General features: G+C 36.2%; 24 protein-coding genes. 18 read left to right on the top strand and 6 right to left on the bottom strand.

Going from position 1 to position 21,687, the window contains the following annotated elements; all coding sequences use genetic code 11:
- Positions 1 to 577: 577 nt before the first annotated feature.
- Entirely contained in the window at positions 578 to 1,900 is a 1,323-nt protein-coding gene (locus AEA09_RS10560) for a TolB family protein (RefSeq protein WP_053583798.1), read from the top strand.
- Between the two features lie 71 nt (positions 1,901 to 1,971).
- A complete protein-coding gene (locus AEA09_RS10555; RefSeq protein WP_053583797.1) occupies positions 1,972 to 2,286 on the top strand; it encodes a hypothetical protein in 315 nt (104 codons plus the stop codon).
- Between the two features lie 53 nt (positions 2,287 to 2,339).
- On the opposite strand, the gene AEA09_RS20485 is transcribed toward AEA09_RS10555, so the two are convergent.
- Positions 2,340 to 2,468 (bottom strand): hypothetical protein, encoded by a 129-nt coding sequence (locus AEA09_RS20485; protein WP_281176719.1) that lies wholly within the window; start codon positions 2,466 to 2,468, stop codon positions 2,340 to 2,342.
- A gap of 227 nt (positions 2,469 to 2,695) precedes the next feature.
- On the opposite strand from AEA09_RS20485, the gene AEA09_RS10550 reads away from it, so the two are divergent.
- A complete protein-coding gene (locus AEA09_RS10550; RefSeq protein ID WP_053583796.1) occupies positions 2,696 to 3,085 on the top strand; it encodes a YybH family protein in 390 nt (129 codons plus the stop codon).
- A 320-nt stretch (positions 3,086 to 3,405) separates the two neighbouring features.
- Here AEA09_RS10550 and AEA09_RS10545 read toward each other — a convergent pair whose 3' ends face one another.
- Both AEA09_RS10545 and AEA09_RS10540 read right to left on the bottom strand, forming a co-directional pair.
- The gene (locus AEA09_RS10545) at positions 3,406 to 3,705 is read right to left on the bottom strand and encodes a DnaD domain-containing protein (RefSeq protein WP_053583795.1); all 300 of its coding nucleotides are present in this window, start codon (positions 3,703 to 3,705) and stop codon (positions 3,406 to 3,408) included.
- A 44-nt stretch (positions 3,706 to 3,749) separates the two neighbouring features.
- Positions 3,750 to 4,340: a hypothetical protein gene (locus AEA09_RS10540; RefSeq protein ID WP_053583794.1), complete on the bottom strand. Its 591-nt coding sequence runs from the start codon at positions 4,338 to 4,340 to the stop codon at positions 3,750 to 3,752.
- 510 nt (positions 4,341 to 4,850) lie between these two features.
- On the opposite strand from AEA09_RS10540, the gene AEA09_RS10535 reads away from it, so the two are divergent.
- The 3 genes from AEA09_RS10535 to AEA09_RS10525 all read left to right on the top strand — a co-directional run bounded on the left by AEA09_RS10535 (position 4,851) and on the right by AEA09_RS10525 (position 6,526).
- Entirely contained in the window at positions 4,851 to 5,417 is a 567-nt protein-coding gene (locus AEA09_RS10535; protein WP_053583793.1) for a DUF4256 domain-containing protein, read from the top strand.
- A 113-nt stretch (positions 5,418 to 5,530) separates the two neighbouring features.
- The gene (locus tag AEA09_RS10530) at positions 5,531 to 5,971 is read left to right on the top strand and encodes a cell wall hydrolase (protein WP_053583792.1); all 441 of its coding nucleotides are present in this window, start codon (positions 5,531 to 5,533) and stop codon (positions 5,969 to 5,971) included.
- A gap of 360 nt (positions 5,972 to 6,331) precedes the next feature.
- Positions 6,332 to 6,526 carry a hypothetical protein gene (locus AEA09_RS10525; protein ID WP_053583791.1) on the top strand — a complete coding sequence of 65 codons (195 nt, stop codon included), beginning with the start codon at positions 6,332 to 6,334 and terminating at the stop codon, positions 6,524 to 6,526.
- Between the two features lie 572 nt (positions 6,527 to 7,098).
- Here AEA09_RS10525 and AEA09_RS10520 read toward each other — a convergent pair.
- The 3 genes from AEA09_RS10520 to AEA09_RS10510 form a co-directional block, all read right to left on the bottom strand.
- Complete coding sequence (locus AEA09_RS10520; protein WP_053583790.1) at positions 7,099 to 7,623, bottom strand: hypothetical protein; 525 nt, start codon at positions 7,621 to 7,623, stop codon at positions 7,099 to 7,101.
- A gap of 258 nt (positions 7,624 to 7,881) precedes the next feature.
- Positions 7,882 to 8,595, bottom strand: a complete 714-nt coding sequence (locus AEA09_RS10515; protein ID WP_053583789.1) for an MraY family glycosyltransferase — start codon at positions 8,593 to 8,595, stop codon at positions 7,882 to 7,884.
- A gap of 209 nt (positions 8,596 to 8,804) precedes the next feature.
- The gene (locus tag AEA09_RS10510; RefSeq protein ID WP_211263244.1) at positions 8,805 to 9,635 is read right to left on the bottom strand and encodes a hypothetical protein; all 831 of its coding nucleotides are present in this window, start codon (positions 9,633 to 9,635) and stop codon (positions 8,805 to 8,807) included.
- A gap of 766 nt (positions 9,636 to 10,401) precedes the next feature.
- On the opposite strand from AEA09_RS10510, the gene AEA09_RS10505 reads away from it, so the two are divergent.
- The 12 genes from AEA09_RS10505 to AEA09_RS10455 all read left to right on the top strand — a co-directional run bounded on the left by AEA09_RS10505 (position 10,402) and on the right by AEA09_RS10455 (position 21,150).
- Entirely contained in the window at positions 10,402 to 10,641 is a 240-nt protein-coding gene (locus AEA09_RS10505; RefSeq protein ID WP_053583788.1) for a helix-turn-helix transcriptional regulator, read from the top strand.
- Positions 10,631 to 10,981, top strand: coding sequence for a hypothetical protein (locus AEA09_RS10500; RefSeq protein WP_053583787.1), 351 nt, complete (start codon positions 10,631 to 10,633; stop codon positions 10,979 to 10,981). Before AEA09_RS10505 ends, AEA09_RS10500 begins: the two co-directional genes overlap by 11 nt.
- 6 nt (positions 10,982 to 10,987) lie before the next feature.
- Positions 10,988 to 11,083, top strand: coding sequence for an ATP-binding cassette domain-containing protein (locus AEA09_RS20635; RefSeq protein WP_082332686.1), 96 nt, complete (start codon positions 10,988 to 10,990; stop codon positions 11,081 to 11,083).
- 561 nt (positions 11,084 to 11,644) lie between these two features.
- Entirely contained in the window at positions 11,645 to 12,121 is a 477-nt protein-coding gene (locus AEA09_RS10495; RefSeq protein WP_053583786.1) for a DUF2975 domain-containing protein, read from the top strand.
- A 9-nt stretch (positions 12,122 to 12,130) separates the two neighbouring features.
- Positions 12,131 to 12,346 carry a helix-turn-helix domain-containing protein gene (locus tag AEA09_RS10490; protein WP_053583785.1) on the top strand — a complete coding sequence of 72 codons (216 nt, stop codon included), beginning with the start codon at positions 12,131 to 12,133 and terminating at the stop codon, positions 12,344 to 12,346.
- A gap of 29 nt (positions 12,347 to 12,375) precedes the next feature.
- A complete protein-coding gene (locus AEA09_RS10485) occupies positions 12,376 to 12,909 on the top strand; it encodes a hypothetical protein (RefSeq protein ID WP_053583784.1) in 534 nt (177 codons plus the stop codon).
- 152 nt (positions 12,910 to 13,061) lie between these two features.
- Positions 13,062 to 13,619 (top strand): hypothetical protein, encoded by a 558-nt coding sequence (locus tag AEA09_RS10480; RefSeq protein WP_053583783.1) that lies wholly within the window; start codon positions 13,062 to 13,064, stop codon positions 13,617 to 13,619.
- Between the two features lie 505 nt (positions 13,620 to 14,124).
- A complete protein-coding gene (locus tag AEA09_RS10475; RefSeq protein WP_053583782.1) occupies positions 14,125 to 15,492 on the top strand; it encodes an APC family permease in 1,368 nt (455 codons plus the stop codon).
- 313 nt (positions 15,493 to 15,805) lie between these two features.
- Complete coding sequence (locus AEA09_RS10470; protein ID WP_053583781.1) at positions 15,806 to 17,278, top strand: aldehyde dehydrogenase family protein; 1,473 nt, start codon at positions 15,806 to 15,808, stop codon at positions 17,276 to 17,278.
- Positions 17,279 to 17,356: 78 nt separating this feature from the next.
- A complete protein-coding gene (locus AEA09_RS10465) occupies positions 17,357 to 18,535 on the top strand; it encodes an iron-containing alcohol dehydrogenase (RefSeq protein ID WP_053583780.1) in 1,179 nt (392 codons plus the stop codon).
- A 70-nt stretch (positions 18,536 to 18,605) separates the two neighbouring features.
- On the top strand, positions 18,606 to 19,571 hold the full coding sequence (speB, locus tag AEA09_RS10460; protein ID WP_053583779.1) for an agmatinase: 966 nt from the start codon (positions 18,606 to 18,608) through the stop codon (positions 19,569 to 19,571).
- A 748-nt stretch (positions 19,572 to 20,319) separates the two neighbouring features.
- Positions 20,320 to 21,150, top strand: coding sequence for a MerR family transcriptional regulator (locus AEA09_RS10455; RefSeq protein WP_053583778.1), 831 nt, complete (start codon positions 20,320 to 20,322; stop codon positions 21,148 to 21,150).
- Positions 21,151 to 21,687 lie beyond the last annotated feature (537 nt).

The following is a 21,687-nucleotide window of genomic DNA, read 5'->3' as shown; positions in this document are numbered from 1 at the left end:
ATTTTTCGAATCTTATATTAATATATTCCGTATATAGTAGAGGGGATTTTTCAGGGAAGGGGATTTGTATGTTTAATTTTATTATTATGACGTACTGTATAGTCGTAGCAATCAATCTTATTTACAAAAATAAAAAATCGATAAAGCAATTAACAGCCAAACAGTGTATTCTCGCTGCTATTACCTATATCTTTACAATACTATTTATATTTATTTGTATTTACTTTGGAGGCAATTGGATTGCCGGACAATTTACAAATCGTTTTCTACAATTAGTAGTTTTCACTATGTTTATATTCATCATACTATCTTTATGCCAGTGGCCATTAAGAAAAACATTACATAGATTTACATCAGGAATTTTTCCTAAGAATTGAAAAGTAATAAATACAAGTGGCGATTGTTTCAAAAGAACAGTCGCTTCTTTCGTAATATACAGTGGGTTCATGAAAGAGTACATTCAAGTTCGAAACCTTTGTCAATTATTTCCGTCAAACGTAATGAATGAAAAATCATAAGGCTGGAAAAACAAACGTACATTTTTCGCATTTTTATATTATCTAAAGGGGGACTTGGAATGGAGAGTTCGAAAAAAAGAAGACTTCTTATTTCCTTTATAGTGGCTACAGCTTTTTTGTTAGTTAGCACCATAACATATGCTTTATTGCGGGATGACGACCCTTATAAGTATTACACTGGTATAGGAGAAGAATTTGAAATTTCCCCTGATGATCAACATTTCCTTTTTCCCTATTACGTAGATGGGAAAGAAGGAATTTATAGAGCGAATAGGGACGGTACAGACGTTAGGCAATTAACTAGTTCTGAAACAGAACGACATCATGCTCCGAAATATTCCCATGATGGAACCAAAATATTATATTTATCTAAAAATTCAGATAGGGTAAATTCCCTTTATGTAGCCAATCAGGATGGCAGTCAACAGAAGCAAATAACATCAAACAACGTTCATGTTTCCGAAGCGGTTTTTTCATCTACAGGTGAAACCATCTATTACATAGGTGAGTCGTCGGGAAATTTAAAAAAATCAGAAGGGGAAATGACAGAGGGTTCATATTTGTATAGTATTAATATAAATGGCGAAAATAGAAAACAATTGACCGCTAAAGATTATTTTTACATGAATTCACTTTCTATTTCAGCTGATGGAAAAGCATTATATTATAGCTTGTTCGACGGTCATAAAGATAAAATCAATTCATTTTCACTTGAAAACGGTGATGAAAAAGAAGCGGCATTTTCAGAAGTGCTGCCAAATGATAGCTACAATTATCGATTGTCACCAAATGAGGAAAAACTGGCTTACACTGCTGTTTCAGAAGAATCACAAGATAGCTCTCTTTTTGAGTATGAGCTCTTTTTAATAGATATCGACGAGCGGCAACCGAAAAGGCTGACAGATCTTAATTCATCTGTGGTTTCTCCAAGATTTCTACATCATGAAAATCAAATAGCATTTTTACAATATACGAATTGGCCAGACGACCCTGCAAAAAATGATCTTTACGTACTAGACCTTGAAACTAGTGATTTACAACCTATTGAATTGTCTATATCTCCTCGAGTTTCTAGTAATTGGTTAATAAAAGGAGTAAACCAGCTCGTAAACGGAATTACAATTGCGGTTTTATATATAATCATGATTGGTTTATTAATTACCTATCTACAGCAATATCATTCTAAAAGAAAAAGTTATGTGCCCGCTATAGCTAGTCTATTACTTACAGTTCTCGTATTTATCAGTACTATTATGGTAGTCGTTATGGTTGATCCTTGGATCGGGATTGGACTTGGAATGGTAGCTCTAGCTTTATTGGGATGTACTGTTATAGTTTTTGGTTATGCTCTTGTTTTAAACCTTGTCGTCAAAAAGAACTAAAAGGTGCTCTACTAACGGAGCAGGGTGTTTAACAAAAATGAAGCAACACAAAATACAAAGGGGGTTTAGATATGGTGGATTGGCTTAATATTGGAAGCTTGGTACTTGGATTAATTGCTTGGATCCTTCCTATTGTTAATCTAATGCAATATAAAAAACATGACCATAAGAATTGGGGCACTCTAGCCATTTTGAGCATCAGTGCTTGTGCTGTTTCGCTATGTTTCCAAATTTTCTATAACAATCATCTAGTAAAGATTGAAGATTGGTCTGCACTTATGGACACAACGGATGCTGTGGCGTCTGTAGCTTCAGTTCTTCTCATCGTTACTGTCCTTTTAAATGCAATTACTATGATTGTATATTGTGACAGAACAGCAAAGTAGGATGGCTGATTCATGTATGTACAAAGATTTAAAGGGAGACAGGTCGCCTCCCCTTAAATCCATATTTTTTGTCTTGTACTAAGACTTCTACCACCGTCATTTTCCCAACGATCTATGTCCAAGCCGTCAGTTAACTCCCCACCATGAGGGAGGGTACCAGGTCTTGCAACAGAAATATTCACACCATCATCCTTTTATTAAATAATTCATTTCTATATTATGTAATGTTGTATGTTTTTGTTCATAGCCAACAAAGAAATTTTTGTTTGGACAAAAAACTTAATTATGGTAACACTGGTGTTGCTGGCATTTGCCGTGATTACCTTTCGATAATGATGAGTGAGATTTAAGAAGAATCATTGCAATTGACATTAATACTATATAATTAATCAATTAGGAGGAAGATACGATGGAACATGAATTAAAAGAGTTAATTAAAAAATGTGATCTTGCGATAAAGCAAGAAGATTTTGATACATTGATGAATTATTATACGGACGATGCAATTTTAGTTGTAAAACCTGGAATGATTGCACGGGGCAAAGATGAAATCAAAAGTGCATTTATAAAAATTGCACAATACTTTAATAACAGTATCGTGCCAACGCAAGGGGAAATGCATATTTTAGAAGCGGGCGATACGGCGTTAGTTATATCGCAAACATTACTTGATGCAGATAAAGAAGAAGTGGAATTCTCGATGGATAGAAGAGCAACATATGTGTTTAAGAAAAATGCACAAGGCGAATGGCTTTGTGCAATTGATAATTCATATGGAACAGAACTAATCAATAAGTAGGCATGAAAGCATCTACATTCAGTATGCGTTGATCCAACGGGGTTAACGCTTTACTTGTTGAACGATTTTTATTATTTCAAAGTTACATGATGCAAAGTAAATGTGGCTCTACACCAAAATCTGTACTTGACAGCACATTCCACTCCAGGCGGACGCTTTCCGCGGGCGTGGCTTGAGCCTCCTCCTTCGCTGCGCTTCGTGCGGGGTCTCAAGATTCACGCTTATCCCGCAGGAGTCGCCGCCTTCCGTTCCATGTGCTTATACATATAGTAGGCTTTTTTTTAAGTCAAGGACATGTTTTGGCAAAGATCCGTAAGTGTCTATGTTTTTATTGTTTGCGAACTAGATCCTTTCAGTTTCTCAAGAATTTTCAAACGTTCTGTCTCAAAGTTGACGTTGAGCGGAGCCTCTACGGATGTTAGTTTTGCTTGGCGTTTGTGAAACCAGTCTGGGACGATTTCTGTACGTCCTTGGGTGCGCGGAGCTTGCTTTTTAGCTTTAAAAGATTGTTTATAGGCTTTGGCATCTGCGACTGATTTTAGTTGACGGTGCTGCCAATCACGTAACACAGATTCAACATAGTTCCATTTTGGTACATTGTTTTCAATCGCTGTTTTCATGGCGAATAGTATTAATTCCTCGTTTAAGTCATCAATCCAAGCCCCTATTTTTCAGCTACATACGGATTAAGTAAGCCAAATCCATTTTCCTCATAAAATTGAAAGGCTGTAGCACGTGAGCATTTTTCTTCTCCAGGATGAAAATCTAATGATGTATTCTCTGTTGTATTTTCTGTGTAATTTATGGGTATTGGTGTCGTCAAATTGCCGACAACGATTTCGTCATTTTGCTGAGATGGAGGTGTGCAAGTTGCATTCTTAGAATCCGTCATTTCTACGTTTTGCATATCCTCATTTTGAGAACAGTGCCCAGTACATAGCAAATCGATGGCTTCGTGATTTAACCGATACCATTTTGTGCGATCCATTTTCAGGCGATTGTAATTACCTACCACGATTAATTGCTCTTCCTCCAATTTACGAATTATGCGTTCTAGTGTACTTTTTGACCAGAATGGAAACTCCTTATGCCAATCCTCCAGCGTTTTATAGACCCACTTATGTCCATCTCGAATGTTTTTAGAAATCCTGAGCCAATAGTACATTTGCTGCAAAACGAGCGCTTGATTTAAGCCGACTTTTATCGCGAGTGATGGCAATACCTGTAGTGGTGATTCGTTAATAAGTAAGTTCATAAGATTCATATCCCCTTTGTGTTGGTTTATGAAACGAGAAATGCAATCCGACGCATTTTTCATTTCATTAGTTATATAAGGATTTAGGGCAGGAAAGGGGACATAAAGTTGAAAATAATTTTTTAAAATTCATCTAATGGAAATTAAAGGCTGTTTTCTAAAAGCTTGTTGTTCTTCAACGAACGAGGTTAGTTGAAGAACGATATGCTACAATAAAAAAGAAAATGTAGTTTTTGAAAAATAGAGCTATATTATTAATTATTACACTGCTTTTACTGATACTTATTACAGGATGTGTATCTGAGGAAGTATCCAATGTTAAAGAAAAGTAAATTCAAGTGAATACGTTAAATGGTGGTAGTGACCATTGGAATTTACAAGGAAATAATATGGAAATTGAAGGAAATATACTTCTGTTATGGTGCTAACGGAGGCAAATGGCTTCTTGTTCGAACTAGACAGTATAGACCTTAAACCATTATGAGTAAAAACAACAAGGAGGAAACTAATATGACAAAGAGTAATAAGGAGTTGTCACTAGAACAACGTGAGGAGCTACTCAGAACATTGAAAGCCCGTTTTGAGAAAAATATGGACCGCCATAAAGATCTTGAATGGGCTAAAGTACAAGCTATGCTCGAAGCTAATCCAGAAAAACTGTGGTCGCTCAATGAAATGGAAGGGACTGGCGGTGAACCAGATGTTGTTGGCCATGATAAAAAGACGGACGAATACATTTTTTATGATTGTTCAGCGGAAAGTCCTAAAGGTCGCAGAAGTGTTTGCTACGACCGTGAAGCACTGGAGTCAAGGAAACAACACAAACCAGAAAATAACGCTATTGATATGGCGACTGCCATGGGCATTGAACTTTTAACGGAAGAGCAATACCGGGAGCTGCAGAAACTTGGGAATTTCGATTTGAAAACGTCGAGCTGGGTGCAAACACCTGCTAATATTAGAAAACTCGGCGGGGCTATCTTTTGTGACCGTCGTTACGACATGGTCTTTGTGTACCATAATGGGGCAGAATCCTACTATGCTGCAAGGGGCTTCCGTGGCTCGCTAAGGGTCTAGACAGCAAAATTTGAATTTGAGAACGGATCACTTGGGGAAAGGCTTAAATTTATCTTTATAAACAATTACATCAATGTAGGCTTTCTTTCATACTATATGTTTGAGGTGAATAAATGCCAAGAGTTAAATACCGAGATGCAGATGTTGATTTGATGGCAAGAATGATGAGAGCGGAAGCCGAGGGTGAAGGACAACAAGGGATGTTATATGTAGGCAATGTAATTGTTAATCGTGCTGTAGCAGATTGTGTAGACTTTGAAGATGTAAGAACAATTGAAGATGTCATTTATCAGGTACAAGGTGGAAATTATTCTTTTGAAGCTGTTCAAAAGGGGAATTTATTTTATCAAAGAGCGAGATCTTCTGAAAAAAGATTAGCCAAAATGAATTTGGATTATTGGAGACAACATCCAGCGAAATATGCCCTTTGGTATTTTAATCCATATGCTCCTTGTCCTCCAACATGGTACAATCAACCTTTTACCGGTCAATTTAAAAATCATTGTTTTTATGAACCAGCAGCTGGAACATGTGAAAGTGTTTATAACGGTTAGGTTGTTTAGGAGCTATTATTAATTCTGGTAATGGAATAGTTATCAGTTGAAAAATAGCTTCCAATCCTATCCATAGCCTATTTTTCTCAAATGTTGTTGTGGTGTACTTTTTTCTCACGAAATAATTAAAGGGAACTTCCTGGGTAGAAGGTGTTCCCTTTTTTTATTTTTCAAAAGAAGCAAGATTGTTAAATATTGTACTTAAACTAAAGGAGGCAATTATTCAATTAGAGCAATAGCTTCTTTTGCTAACAGCGCATTTTAGTTCGAATCTTTCGCATGTTGAAAAGTCCTATATAATATAACTATTCTTTGTTACAGTTGCAGAAGTCAGAGAACTTGTTGGAGGGTTAAAATAGAATGGCAATTGTTAGTTTTATTATTATTGCTTGGGTTCTAAGTTGGTTTAATTTTGATCGGCTTTTTATCCAGGCATTTAAAGAACTTTTTAATAAAGAGGTTTCAAAGGCTAGTTACTACTTCATATTCGCTTGCATAGGAGCAATCGGTGATGTAGTTTCACTATTTAATGGTAGTTTTTACGATAAAATCTAATCAAGATTATTTTAAGAGTATGTAGATATTTAGCTATCACTAACTGAGGCTATAGCTAAAGACCATTGAGTTGCTAAGGAACGGGTTCGGTTGTTGAGTACAAAATGTAAAAAAGTAACATTAAAGGTAGTTCGAATTCTAAACGAATTGGACTCCTTTTAATTATTGATATATCAACATTTCATATCTTATAGCGAGTTAAATAGCATTGTAAATAACACACCTATTAGCGAACAACTGCTGATCAACGACAATGTTCAAAATGCTTGTTAAAATTGATGCTAAATAGGCATACTAAATATACACGATTTTATGCACACTATACGGTAAGCCATAAAAGTGTAAATATTAATGTATCAAGTGTTTGCGTTTCCTGCATGAAAAGCTGTATAAATAATGTTCATAGGAAAAGCCGAGAAACGTTGATTTAACAACATTTACGGCTTTTTAGTGTGTTACAAAACTTTGATTTGGGAACGTTATTAGGTTTATTTATGTATACGTTATAAATCCTTATTGCACTGAAGCGCACGTTAGTTCAATAAGTAATGCCACTCATTTGAAAATTATGTTTAATCTAAAAAATAAGGAATAATTCCTACTTCTCTTAAGATGTTATTTAAGTTGCTTGGCAATATGCTAGCATCAATACCCGATTCAATTAACACTTGTCTAAGTTCAATAAATAATTGCTTATCAACGGATCTAAAAATATACTCAAAACGCTTTTGATTATCTAACCTAAGTAAATACCATACCAACCTATTATATAAAAGTGGGAACTCTTGTTTAATGTCTTCTCTATTGTCGAGAAATGATTGAACATAATCCTCAAAAAGATACACTTTCTTTTCATCGAAATCTTCGTATTTTTTAAGTTCTTTGATTGATCTAAAGATATAAGCTGACCCCAATTGCCAATTACCAAGACCCACTAAAAAAACAAGTAGCGAATATTTTCGTATTTCAGGATCTGGATGTGAAAAGTAAAGATAATAATTGTCATAATTATCTTTACTCCAATCTTTAGCTAATTCGATATCAAAATCGATTCCTTCTACAATCTTCTTCGCTTTATCAAGTACCGCTTTTGACATCGGTTATTCCTCATTTCCTGGCATCGTTACCTGAACAATGCTATATAATTACTACTTCAACAACTAGCAGCTAAATTTGCTAATTCAACTATCCTGCGCCATTAGTTGAATAAAAAAGCACTCAAAGCCTGGTTTGGAAAGCTTTACTTGTAGAATCAGCAAAGTCTGATTTGGGAACGTTATTAGGTTTAGTTATGTATACGTTATAAAACCTTGTTTCACTAAAGCGCCCGTTAGTTTGAATAAGAAGTTTAGTTTCTAAATAAAGCGAAATTTACGTGAAAATTGAGTGATAACCAAAATACTCGTTAACCCAACAATGAAATACCATATTGTATTAAAAGGAACTACGTACATTAATACACCAAATAAAATAGCTGTTAAAAAGCTAACTGTAATTGATTGTACATTCGTAATTTTATCTTGAATTAAATAATATAAAGTGAATGGTAGTGCTAAAGTAAATAACGGAATATAAATTGTTACAATAGATGTTTCAATGAGGGATATTGAAAGCACGGCTATTATGAAACCTATTGACGTAGTAAGCGTTCTTCCCACAAATACTTTACCAGTGAAATAGCCGTATAGCAGAATGAACATAAGCGTTAAACTGGAACAAATCCCCGTTATTAAAACAAATGGATGACCTATGACGAAAGCTGCTATTGAGAAAAAAACTAAAGAAACGAATGGTAACAGCAATATTGAAGGATTTTGCACTTTTTCTATATTCATTACATTTGTAAAACTTACAAGAAGTAATAAAGTAAATGGAACCGTCAAATATCCTAATTCAAAGTTATTACCTAGCCTAATATGATTAACCTCGAGGTTTCCGACCATTATGATTACAAGTGACGCACTGATTTGACCAAGCACCCCCCAAATGCTTGATAATTTAAAAGCTTGAGTAAGCTTATCCGTAATTACAATTGAAACGACACCAATAAATAAAGCTAAATATAACAAATTTCCCCCTCCTAAAATAATTCTTTAGAAATACTCAAAGTTAAATATTCTAATTCTAAATTATACAGTATGTGTAAAAAATGTACAAAAAGCGTGGTCCTCGTAGAGTCACCAAAGTCTTATTTGGGAACGTTTATTAGGTTTAGTTTGTATACTTTATAAATCCCTTTTGCACTGAATCCTCCATTATTTGAAGAAGAAAGTTAAGCTTATTCCGTCATAGGATACAAAGGATATTCCCATTGGTGTGTACATTCTTCCAACACATAAAAACCTTGTTCCTTATTCGGCATAATACGGGAGCATTGTTGTCTAGGAATTGCTCCTTTATCATTTTTATTGGTTACTTCGATCCAATTTTGATTAGACAGCCTGTCATAGCGTATTGTAAGTAGGTTTCCATTTACTTTAATTGTTTGTCCATCTTCCTTATTCTTGTCCATCTTTATAAACTCTTCAATAACTTTTTTGGTATTATCCTGATCAAATGATGATTGTGATGAATTTAAATATACATCCTTCATCCCTTGCCAAGTAAAAAAGCGAACGGCATTTGCAGTAATCCAATTTTCATTCCCCAATCCCAAAGCACCTTCGGCATCGATACCGAATGGATGATCCCTCGCTGGAATCATCATTGTAATTGATTGGTCATCAAGGCGTTTGCCAACAAAACCGAACATTGTTTTGTAAAAATTATAAAAATAAGTTGTTTCACCTAACGTAGCGTGTCGATACTCAATAACCAGCGATTGCCGGTTATAGGGGGAGTCTATTTTGGTATAATTATTATCCAACAACAAAATCATAAAAACATAAAACAATATTATAGGCATACTAACGAAAACGCTAATAATTATCAGTATTTTTGGAAATCCCGAACGTAACCCGATTACGGATAAAACAACAATATTAATTCCCAAAGGAATCAAATAACCCGATGGTTTCAAGAAAAGAATGAAATAATCTGCAAAATGCATAACAATAAGTATCAGATCCATTGCCCCTAATAAGGTCAATCCCCATTTAGTTTTTGTCACCGTAGATTCCCTCTTTCGAAAATAAATTACATATTCTACAACAATTTCCACTCCTGAGAGTAACGAAATTAATTGGTAGAAGTTCCGAAAGTTGAAGTATAACCTTCCCAAAGCGTCGTTTTGGGACATTTCTTTGCTTATCGTTGTAAATCCGAATAAATCTGACGGGACTACTATTCGGCTTAATAAATTTTTCATCTACCAGAAAGAAAATGTTCAAAAAGGCAGCGGTTATTGACCGATGCCTTTTATTGTGCTTTTTATAATGTTAAATATGGTTCGATTTTGATGCTAATTTCATTGCTATTTATGATGTTAATTTAAGTTTTGTACTTCTGAACCGCCCCCGTTAGTTGCTAAGGCAGCTCTTTATTTATTGAACTAACAAGGCGTATCTATCATAACTCGAGAGGCTTTTTTACGAATAATGCAGGTTATTTAATAAGAAATAGTATTATAATTAGTAATATGTAATTTAGAGGTGTTAGATGATGAATGAAAATGAAACTTGGCGTGACCTTATTGAAGAATATTATCACCCGATTGCACCACTCTAACCGTTTTTACACCACCAAAAACCATAAATTACACCATATTGATATGTGAACCTGACGGAATCATGATTTTCGTCAGGTTCTTTCTGCATTCTGGCTTTTGTTAAATCAAATTAATATTATTAAAAATAAAAGTATTTTATTATTTTGTATAAGTTAACTTTACTTTTTGTATGAAGTGAGTTTATAATTTGATTCAAGAGGTGATGGTCATGAAGAAAGATTTTGGTGATTCGATATCAAATAAGGTTTATGAATATCGTGTACTTGCCAGAATGTCTCAGCAAGAATTAGCTGAGAAAGTCGGGGTTTCCAAACAAACCATCTTTGTAATGGAAAAAGGAAATTATGTTCCGACTCTGCTGTTGGCTTTTCGAATTGCTGACTTTTTTAATGTTGATGTAAACGATATTTTTACTTATGAGAAAGGAAATGATCAAAATGGAAATTAAGTCGATCTCAGATATTCCTAACGCAATTTTTTACCCTTTAAAGTCCTGGGCTGAACAATCTACGGGAAATTGGAATATTCTCGTTGGAGTTGGTTTTTTACTGCTTATTGGTAGTGCGATTTTTGCCTATGTATTTTATAAGAAAATTGGGCAAGACGACGAGCGGACAAATAAAATCTTTTTGAAAAGTAGTTACTATATGCTGTTGGCCATTATTCTATGTGACATGATTTTTCCTAATGACTATATGTGGAACATTTTTTTCTTGTTCAAATATGCGCTAGCAATTTTAGCTGGTGGAATTTACATGGCCGTCCAATATAAAAAGGATTTTTCATAAGGAAAGATCGGGGAGAGAATTAACCAAGGAGAAATCATTGGTCTGATTGGAATAAACGGCACTGGAAAAAGTACCCTGTTGAAGATTGTAACGCAAAATTGAGGATGAAATTTTATTTAACGGAGTATTTAGATGCATTCATATTATGTGATTGAGAAAATATTTTACGAGAAATAAGTACTATAAAGTGTTCCTAAAAGAAAATGAGCTATGGTTTGGTGAGCAATTTTTAGTAAAAGAGGTTCCTTTATAGTTGCTTTGGGACAATTATCTGAAGTAGTAAATGAAATTGGAAATGGCTCATTGAAGTTGAAATTTTCAAATGGAGAAGTTAAGAATTTGAGTTTGAAGAAGAAACAGATTTTGAACAAATAGCATTAATTTTTTATCCAATACAAGCGAATTGCATAAATTATTTAAAGTAGTAGTATTTCAACTGGTAAAGGACTTCAGTTAAATACCCAGTTTGCGAAATATAAAAGAACAGAGTTAATTTCTACGCTTGTAGATTTAACTCTGTTTTTGTGTTTTCAATATGATTTTGTTTAGCAACAGTCTTTGCGAAAATAGCTACATAGAAAGATGCGATTCAATAAATATTTATTGATATTCGATAAATATAACGCTATGATTTAGATATAAATCAAAAAGTGAGGTGCTTTTATGAGGCAAGGTACAACAACTTTTTTAAAGGTCGCCATTGTGATTATGGGGATGATTGTTCTCGCATTGTGTACATTGTGGTTACCGTGGTTAGCGAATGACACAGCGGAGATGAATCCAGAGTTCGCATATTTGAGATTGCCTGTACTTGTAGGTCTGAATATTACGGCAATTCCATTTTTCCTTGCGCTGTTTCAAGCGTGGAAGTTATTAAAGTACATCGATAGTGAAAATGCTTTTTCGACACGGTCGGTCATGTCGTTGGGACAAATAAAGAACTATGCAATTGCAATAAATGTCTTATATGCAATCGGGATGATTGTACTTGTACTTCAAAATGCATTGCATCCTGGCATTGCAATAATTGGTTTAGTCATTATATTTGCAACACTTGTTATTGCGTTTTTTGCAGCGGTTCTTCAGGAATTGTTAAAAAGTGCACTCGAAATAAAAGCAGAGAATGATTTGACAATCTGAGGTGATAAAGTGGCAATTATTGTGAATGTAGATGTGATGCTAGCGAAAAGAAAAATGAGTGTAACCGAACTGTCGGAGAGAGTGGGCATCACGATGGCGAACCTTTCAATATTAAAAAATGGAAAGGCAAAAGCCATACGATTTTCAACGCTAGAGGCAATCTGTAAGGCTTTGGACTGCCAGCCAGGTGATATTCTAGAATACAGAAACGATGTTGATGAATAGGACTAATTACAAGAGGGAGGAGGGAAGAAATGTCTTTGAGTTTGTTTTTAATAATTGCGCTTTTTGGCGTGCTCTTAATGGTTTTTAGTAAAAGGCCAATCATAGACATGCTTGGCGAAAATAACAAATTGGTGCATAAGTTGAAAAATGCTGTGTGGTTTAAAAATCATTGGTACGCTGGAATGTTTTTATTCGTTATGAATGCAACGCTGTTTTTATCGACTGGTTTTCTACTTTATATGTTGATGAATTTCTCAATCCCATTTATTCTTTTGCTAGTCATCGTTTTTGCTATCATAGGGAGCTTCGTTGTGTGGAGTATCATCCATAAAGCATGGCAAAGTACAAATAGAAATCGTTTGAAGATGGGGGCTATCGGAAGTAGTTTTTATGTGCTTTTGTCTTTGGTGTTTATGTATTGGTCTTGGACACTTGAACCTTCCTATCCAGGTGAAGATACTTTTATGAAAGGGCTTGGATTAATGGTAGGTGTATTTATCGCAACGGTTGCGGGTGTTTCCTGTTTTATTTTCACAGGGTTTTCTAAAAAGAAAGCAGTGTGATGGAATAGCTGCAGCATGTTCAATGCGAATTGGTTATAAAAAAACTAGATGAATCAATTTCGTGATTGGTATTCTATGCACAAACATGAATATTTCATCTTGAAACGAATCTAAAAATCTTAAACATTTGTCTTTTAATTAGGGGTGTGAAATTGACTATTTTAGTCTTATTTGTCTGTGTCATTAAGGTGGTTATTGCGATATTTATATTTAAAGAAAATAAAAAAGTTTCCCTTTTACTTTTATCTATACCTTTCTTGTTAATTTTAGGAATAGGAGCCTGGTTGTTATTTGAGAGGAATTACCACTTCGTGAAAGACACAGATTTAAGTATAGAAATTATCAGGAATATTGAACTGGAAAAATCACTTAAAGAATATATTAAGGAAAATCCTAATACCCATTTTACAAAGGGAGAAAATGTGAAGTACCCCAATTATGTTAACGGAAATGATGTTTCTATTGGTGCAGACAAAAGCAACAAAATTAAATTTTTCCGCACTATATCCCTTCTTGATGAAACAAGCAAACACATAAAAGTTTCAGACAGTAAAGATACCGTAATTAATAAATATGGTGAATCATATTATGAAGGTCGTGATATGGGAATGGGAGAATTTATTGCCTATGTTGATAGAGATTCTAAAAGGTATATTCGTTTTTGGCTTAATGAAGGGAAAGTAAGAGAAATTGAATTTATGTTAATTTAGGGGTCTCACTATAATAGAGATAGTGCCAATCATTTATCACATTCTCCACTACGACAACCTCCGGCTATACCTTGGCTAAATAATGATTAAGAACTATTAAAGAAAACGTCAAGTAGCCCCAAAATATATTGCATGAGTGGGTACTTATCTTGAATAACAATTATATTAGTATTTTAAATAATAAAGGATCAAGTATATTAGGCCGGGCTAATATACTTGATCCTTTATTTGTTGTTCATACAAAACAACAAATAACTGACACACATCATGCAGGTGGAAATGAAATCCAACTATTGAATGAGTTGTTTTTCTACATTGTTAAAAAAAGGTAATAAAAAATAACAAAAGTTTGATTGCGACTTTCGATTCTCTATGTCGTTTTTTCGCTATAAATAATCGTAATCTTGTTATTGACCTTTGTGTAACAAAAACCTTTATAGTCAATATTATCACAAAAGTGAATCTTCTGAAGATTCGAATTATCAAAGTGGATGGGGGATCTATTATGGAACGACAAACGTTAATGCGTACACTGACTTTGTCTCAGGTTGTATTCTTAGGGATTGCATGGAATAACCCGATGGTATTCTTCAATACCTATGGAATCGCTACTGTCACTTCGCAAGGTGTCATCATGGGGGCATATCTCATCGCCTTTCTTGCAATCCTGTTCACCGCATTTAGTTATGGGAAGATGGCAAAAGCATTTCCTATCGCTGGTTCAGCTTATACATTCACACAAAAATCAATTAATCCACAAATGGGGTTTCTGATCGGTTGGACAATCATGTTGGATTATATGTTGACTCCTATGGTCACTTGCTTAATGTCTTCTGTTTTTTTACATGCAGTGTTCCCTGGAATCCCTCACGCCATGTGGATTGTTCTATTAACTACAACAATCGTAATACCTAGCATCTTGGGTGTTAAGTTCAGTGCATCCACTGGAAAGATTTTCGTTATTGCTCAAGTCATTTTTGTTTGTATTTTCTGGATTTTGACAATCAAAAGTTTATTGGCTGGTGTAGGAGCAGGAACGATTTTCTCAATTGAGCCTTTGTTCAATGCAGATGTCGAATTGCCTGTGATTTTGGCAGGAGCGTCCATTCTTTGTTTCAGTTTTCTTGGCTTTGACTCTCTTACTACGTTGTCTGAAGAAACAATCAATCCTGAAAAAACTATTCCAAGAGCAATTATCATCATGTTGGTGACAATTGGTGTTCTCTATATCGGATCAGCCTATTTGGCACAATTGGTTCACCCAGGCTTTTCATTTAAAAATACAGATTCTGCAGCTATGGAAGTCGTATATCTGGTCGGCGGGAATTTGTTCAAATCCTTATTTGTAACTGCGGTAATTTTAGGGAATTTCTCTTCTGGGGTGGCTTCGATGACAAGCGGATCGCGTGTCCTGTATGCCATGGGGCGAGATTCTGTATTGCCTAAAAAAATATTTGGGCATATCCATTCACGTTTTAAAACACCGTCAACAGGAATTATTGTAATCGGAATCATTTCATTGCTCGGTATCGTACTGACTCTTGATCAAGTCATTAAGTTTATTAATTTTGGAGCGCTTATTGCGTTCGCGTCTGTTAATTTGTCTGTTATCGCCCATTATTTTATTCGAAATGGCAAGCGTACTTCTTTCATCGAATACATGCGGTATCTAATTATGCCTCTTATTGGCGCAGGATTTACGCTTTGGCTATGGTCTCACTTAGAGTTTGATGCCTTGATTCTTGGGGGTACCTGGATGGCAATTGGCTTGGTGTATCTAATTTATATGACAAAGTTTTTCAGACAGGGGTTGCCTGAGTTCAGTTTTGATCAGGAGATACTTCCTGATCAAGTTCTTGCGGAAGACGTGTAATGAAAAGGTAAAGGCCTTCAGGGAATGGCCCTATTGAAGGTTGGATAGGCAATTGAAAGGGGTGAGGCTATTCTAAAAGGCTGAATTTGGAAAATGAAGACAGCTTTTTCGGGAAAAAGAAAAATAGGAAGCGTTGAAAATGAAATGACGAACGATTATCTGGTGAATGTAGTTCTTTGCCAGTTAATCGATATAGAGACGTCATTATTGAAAAGGTTTTGCAACTCCTACACTAATAGTAATCTCTTGTTTTGTAGGATAGGTTAAATATGTATTTAGATAAAATAGGATAATTTATTAGGAGGTTATTATAATGCTAAACTTAAAAATGTATATTAATGGTAAATGGTCTGATTCTGTAACCGGGGAAAAACGCAATATCATCAATCCAGCTAATAACGAAGCAATTGCAGAAGCACCAAGAGCAAGTGTAGAAGAAACGCGTAATGCCATTGATGCAGCACGTAATGCATTTGATTCAGGTGTTTGGTCAGACTTGCCGGCTTCTGAAAGAGCATCTTATTTATTCAAAATTGCAGATAAACTTGAAGAAAAAACAGCAGAGCTGAGTGAACTTGAAATGTTGAATACAGGAAAGCCACTTAAAGAAGCAGAGTTCGATATTGGGGATGCTGTGAATTGCTTCCGTTATTATGGCGGTATTGTCACAAAACCCAATGGTCAAACATATTCAGTTTCCGATCCAGTACAGGCACTTGTTGTCCGTGAACCTGTAGGTGTATGTGGTCTGATTGCGCCTTGGAATTTCCCATTATTGACCGGGGCATGGAAAATTGCACCTGCACTTGCAGCAGGAAATACGATTGTGTTCAAGCCATCGGAGTTAACGCCAATCACTACTATCAAGCTCTTCGAAATTATGGAAGAAGTAGGTATTCCAGCGGGCGTTGCGAATTTAGTGACAGGAGGAGGTTCGACTGTCGGAAATGAATTGGCTGAAAGCGATAAAGTCGATATGGTTTCCTTCACTGGTAGTACAACTGTCGGCAGATCCATCATGAAAGCAGCATCAGGAAATATTAAGAAAGTCGCACTTGAATTAGGTGGTAAATCGCCGAATATCGTCTTCGCTGACGCAGATTTTGAAACAGCAGTAGACTATGCGCTTTATGGAATATTTGTAAATGCGGGTCAAGTATGTAATTCAGGATCACGATTACTTCTTGAAGAAAGTATTCATGATAAGTTCGTTGAAAGTCTGGTTAGTAAAGCGAAAAATATACGTGTAGGTCGCGGTGATGATCCGTCAACTCAAATGGGTGCACTTGTCGGTGAAGATCATATGAATTCAGTGCTAAATTATATTCAAATCGGCATCGATGAAGGGGCGAAATTAGCGTGTGGCGGTAAACGAATTACAAGTGGTGGGCTTGAGAATGGTTGTTTTGTTGAGCCGACAATATTTGTAGATACAACGCCTGATATGAGAATCGTCCAAGAAGAAATATTCGGCCCAGTGCTAGTTGTCCAAAAGTTCAAAGATGAAGCGGAAGCTATTAAGCTCGCAAATGATACGCCGTACGGTCTTGCAGCTGGGGTGTTCTCTCAAGATGGTGCTAAAGCTTTACGTGTTATTAAAAAAATTAGAGCCGGTATTACAACAATTAATTCATACGGTAATGCTTACAACGAAGCGCCATGGGGTGGATATAAGCAAAGCGGACTCGGTCGTGGTTTAGGAACTTTCGGTCTGGATGAATTTTCGGAAGTGAAGCAAATAAACATCAATTTAGAAGTCAGCCCGACAAATTGGTTTGAAAATTGATTAACGATACAAAGAGAATCTCGTGAAAGAAATTTACTAACGTAAGGTCATTTGAAAAATAGAGAGGGGAAATGATTTATGATAGGGGAATTTAATTTTAACTTACCGACTTCTATTGAGTTTGGTAACGGGACAGTAAATAATGTAGGGAAAAGAGCAAAAGAGCTTGGTGGTACAAAAGCGCTGATTATTACGGATAAAGGGCTTGCACAAACGGGGATTTTAAAAAGAGTAACCGATGCATTGGATGAAGAAGGGGTTTCCTATCTTGTTTACGATGAAATTACACCGAATCCGAAAGACGTAGATTGCGTAAAAGCCTATGAACTATTCAAAGACGAAAATATCGATTTGTTGCTGGGGCTTGGTGGTGGAAGTTCAATGGATACTGCGAAAGCGATTGGGGTACTTTTCACACATGAAGGGGAGCTTAAAGATCGCTATGGTTTCAATCTGCTAGAGCGTGATATTACACCTCTTATTTGTATCCCTACTACTTCTGGTACAGGTAGTGAGGTGACGACAGGGTCTGTCATCACAGATACGGTCACTAAACAGAAAGAAGCTATCCTTGATTTAAAATTAGCTCCGAAACTAGCGATTGTAGATCCTGAATTGACGCTGACATTGCCTAAATCGATTACGGCTGCTACTGGAATGGATGCACTGACACATGCAATCGAAGCATATACGAGCAATATTGCTGAACCGATTTCGGATGCACTTAGTCTTTATGCTATTGAAATAATTGCTAAGTATCTTCCAATTGCCGTAGAAAACGGCAACGATTTAGAAGCAAGACAAAACATGCTAGTAGGAAGTTTGATTGCAGGTATGGCATTTACGCACGCTGACTTGGGCGCGGTGCATGCAATGGCTGAACCACTTGGAGGACTGTATGACACACCACATGGAGTGGCGAATTCCATCTTCCTTCCACATGTATTTGAATATAATGTTCCTTCTAATCCGGAAAAACATGCGACGGTTGCTCTGAAACTTGGAGTGAAAGCTGAAGGTAAGACTGTAGAGGAAATTGCTCAAGAGGGTGTTGTATTGCTACATGAACTCGCAAGTAAAATTGGCATTCCGAAATTCCGGGATTTAGATAAGGTTAACCCTGAAGATTTCGAATTTCTTGCTGAAAGTGCATTCAAACATTTATGTACACTAACAAATTCTCGTAAATTATCGAAAGATGACTACTTGAAATTGTTCCAAATTACTTATGATATGAAAATGCAACATTCATCTTAATAGCCTCACGATACACTGGAGGACTTCCATGTACATAACGTGAGAATCAATGATGATAGGGGGAAATAATATGGTTAAACATGATGAGAAACAATTTTTGAATTTGCCATTTACAGGGATATGTACGTTTGGGAAGTATCCGATTTGCGCAGATTTGGACCAGCTGGATGCCGATGTAGCGGTCATCGGAGTGCCGAATGATATGGGTACCCAATGGAAATCGGGTGCTAGAATGGGACCGCGGGGAATCAGGGAAGGATCGACGCTTTACAGTTTTGGATTAGAAGGTGCGTATGACATCGAAAATGATATCACGTATCTTGGGCCAGATTGGAAAGTAGTTGATTGCGGCGATGTTGATATGGTACATGGAGATCTTATGCAATGTCACGAAAATACAGAAGCAGCAATCCGTAAAATTGTTTCGAAAGGAGCAATGCCCGTCGTGCTAGGTGGAGACCATTCTATCACGGCTGCAGTAGGAGAAGGACTGGAAGAATTGGGTCCATTCCATGTCATTCAAATTGATGCGCATCTGGATTGGGCAGATCACCGTTCAGGAATGCGGTATGGACATGGGAGCTGTATCCGCCGTTTATCGGAGCTAGATTATGTACAGAAAATATTCCAATTAGGTATTCGCGGTATTAGCAGCAGTAAAAAAGAGGATGTTGATGCTGCAAGAGAATATGGTAGCGTGATTCTATCTCCACGCCAAATGAGAAAAATGGGGATTGAAGAAGTGCTAGAACAAATACCAGCAGGCGAAAAATATTATGTAACCATAGATATCGACGGATTGGATCCATCAATCGCTCCGGGGACGGGTACACCTTCTCCAGGTGGACTTCTATACGATGAAGTAAACGAATTGTTGGAAGGGATTGCAAAAAGGGGAGAAGTGATTGGATTCGACTTAGTCGAAGTGGCGCCTCCATATGATCCTACTGGCATAACGCAACAAGTAGGAGCACGCCTCTTGCTTGATTTGCTCAGCTATGTGTTAAAAGAGAAAGAGAGTAGAAAGCTAGTATAAAAAGTGGGCACTGAAAAAGTCCATATCATTTCAAATTGTGGGGTATTTGACGATTGAATCGTCGAATATCTCACTTTTTTCATTTGGCACAATTACTCTCCTTTTGATTGGAGAAGCCTTTCCTCAGGAGTCGAGCAATGCTTCTACAAACAACGCAACCTATCATACTATTCTCTATAAAGCGGGGTGGTTGTTGAACTGAGGTAAAGTAAATCTGTTTTATCCTCTTTGGCACGCTTATCCGAAAGTGAGAAAACTTCGATTAAAAAAGAAATACTCGGATTTTGTATGACGGCAGAAATGGGGATCGTAAGTGCACTTGACAAACAGTTAGAAAAGATTGCATAGTTTTAATAAATGATATCATCTGAAAATTTGGTCAACATGTACCAGAACAGTTCAATCCATTTTGTTAATATTAGCATGTAAGCAATTTAAGGGTGTACTATACTATGGGATTAGGTCATGAATTTGGAGACGCAATTCTAATGTCCCTGAAAAGATATTTTTTCAGGTGTTTTGGTGACAAGCCTATTCCATCATTCGGTAAGGTTTTTCTATCAGGTCTTTAGATTGTTTAAGCAAAGCTGCTATTTGACTATTGGAAATGGTCAGGAAACCATAATTGAGGATATAATGTATCATTTCTTTTTTATAGTTTGTTGAGTGCATGGAAACTCTTAGATTTTGTAATTTTTTCGAGATTCCTACTATAAAAATCTTAGTAGTTTTTTAGGAGGTATGCTGATTGAAAGAAAAACTGACCATCGGTGAAATGGCAAAGCTGCGAGGAGTGACTTCGGAGACCTTACGCCACTATGACCGGATCGGTTTGTTCAAGCCACAACTTGTCGATCCTCATTCAGGCTATCGATACTATTCCATTTTTCAGTATGAAATTCTGGGTACCATTAAAGAACTAAGGCAACTTAGGATGACTACGGATGAGATAAGGGAATATCTTAATGAGCGTAATTTCAGCAAATCGTTGGATATTATGAAGACAAAACACGAAGAACTTGTTTCAAATCTCAAAGAATTGAACGAGTTGGAAGAAAATATAAGGGAAAAAATCGCCTATTTAGAACAGGTGGAAAGAGAAAGTGAACTTCAGAAAGTCATATTCCGTAAAATGAAAAGTAGGCAATTACTTACCTTGCATGAGAAAATCAATGATAACTTTGAACTTTGCTATGGTGTTTTGAATTTAGAGAATATGCTTACAGAGAAAACACCGATTCTTGCTACCAACAGACTGGGCATTATTATCGAAGAAACGAATCTTAAATCGGAACGTTTTGAAGAACCGTCCACTATTTTTATTGTGGCAAAAAATACGGAAGATATTCCAAATACATATCAAATCACAATTCCGGGGGGATTATTTGCGTGTATTCGTTACAATGGAGAATTGTTGTCGAGTCGTAGTGAAAGTTTAAGAAAAATACTTCGTTATCTTAAAACAAACAGCTATCAGATCACTGGTGATGCATTGCAAATCATGCATCTGGATATCACGATTACGGATAAACCGAATGAGATCACCTTCGAAATCCAAGTTCCTGTCCGAAAAGTATGATTCATTTAGGCAGAATGAAAAATTTAAGGGTTTTATAAAAGAGGGACATCATTATGGTCGACGTATCAATAGGAAGAAACTTAAGTGTTTAACGATTCAGCAACAGTTTGATAAACCAGGTATTCAGTTTGCAGTTAGCTAAAGGAACTCCATTTTGATTAATGTTTACAGGTTTGTTGATTAGGTAAATATTAGGTTTTTATTCACCTAGGAATTGCTTATTATATATTTAATACTAGGATTTGCACCTGCATTTTTTGTTGATTGTAGCGGAGGGTGCTCGACTCCTGCGGGAAATGCAAGCGAATCGAGACCCTGGACTGAGCATCGCGAAGGAAGCGGCTCGGTGCTTGCCCGCGGAAAGCGAGCTCCTGTAGCGGAAATCAACCGCCCACTTTAATAGTAAAGGTGAAAATCAGTTAATCAACATGCCTGTAGTGTTTACTCGAAATGGATTTTTTTTAGTTGATATCAAATAAGAGTTCATTATGTCTTTAGTACTGGGTGATTGCGGAAACTTGTATGTATGTGAAACTA

This window comes from Lysinibacillus contaminans, from assembly GCF_001278945.1.
Lineage (GTDB): Bacteria > Bacillota > Bacilli > Bacillales_A > Planococcaceae > Lysinibacillus > Lysinibacillus contaminans.
The sequence above is the reverse complement of the archived record's forward strand: the minus strand, read 5'-3'. Positions and strand labels throughout refer to the sequence as shown.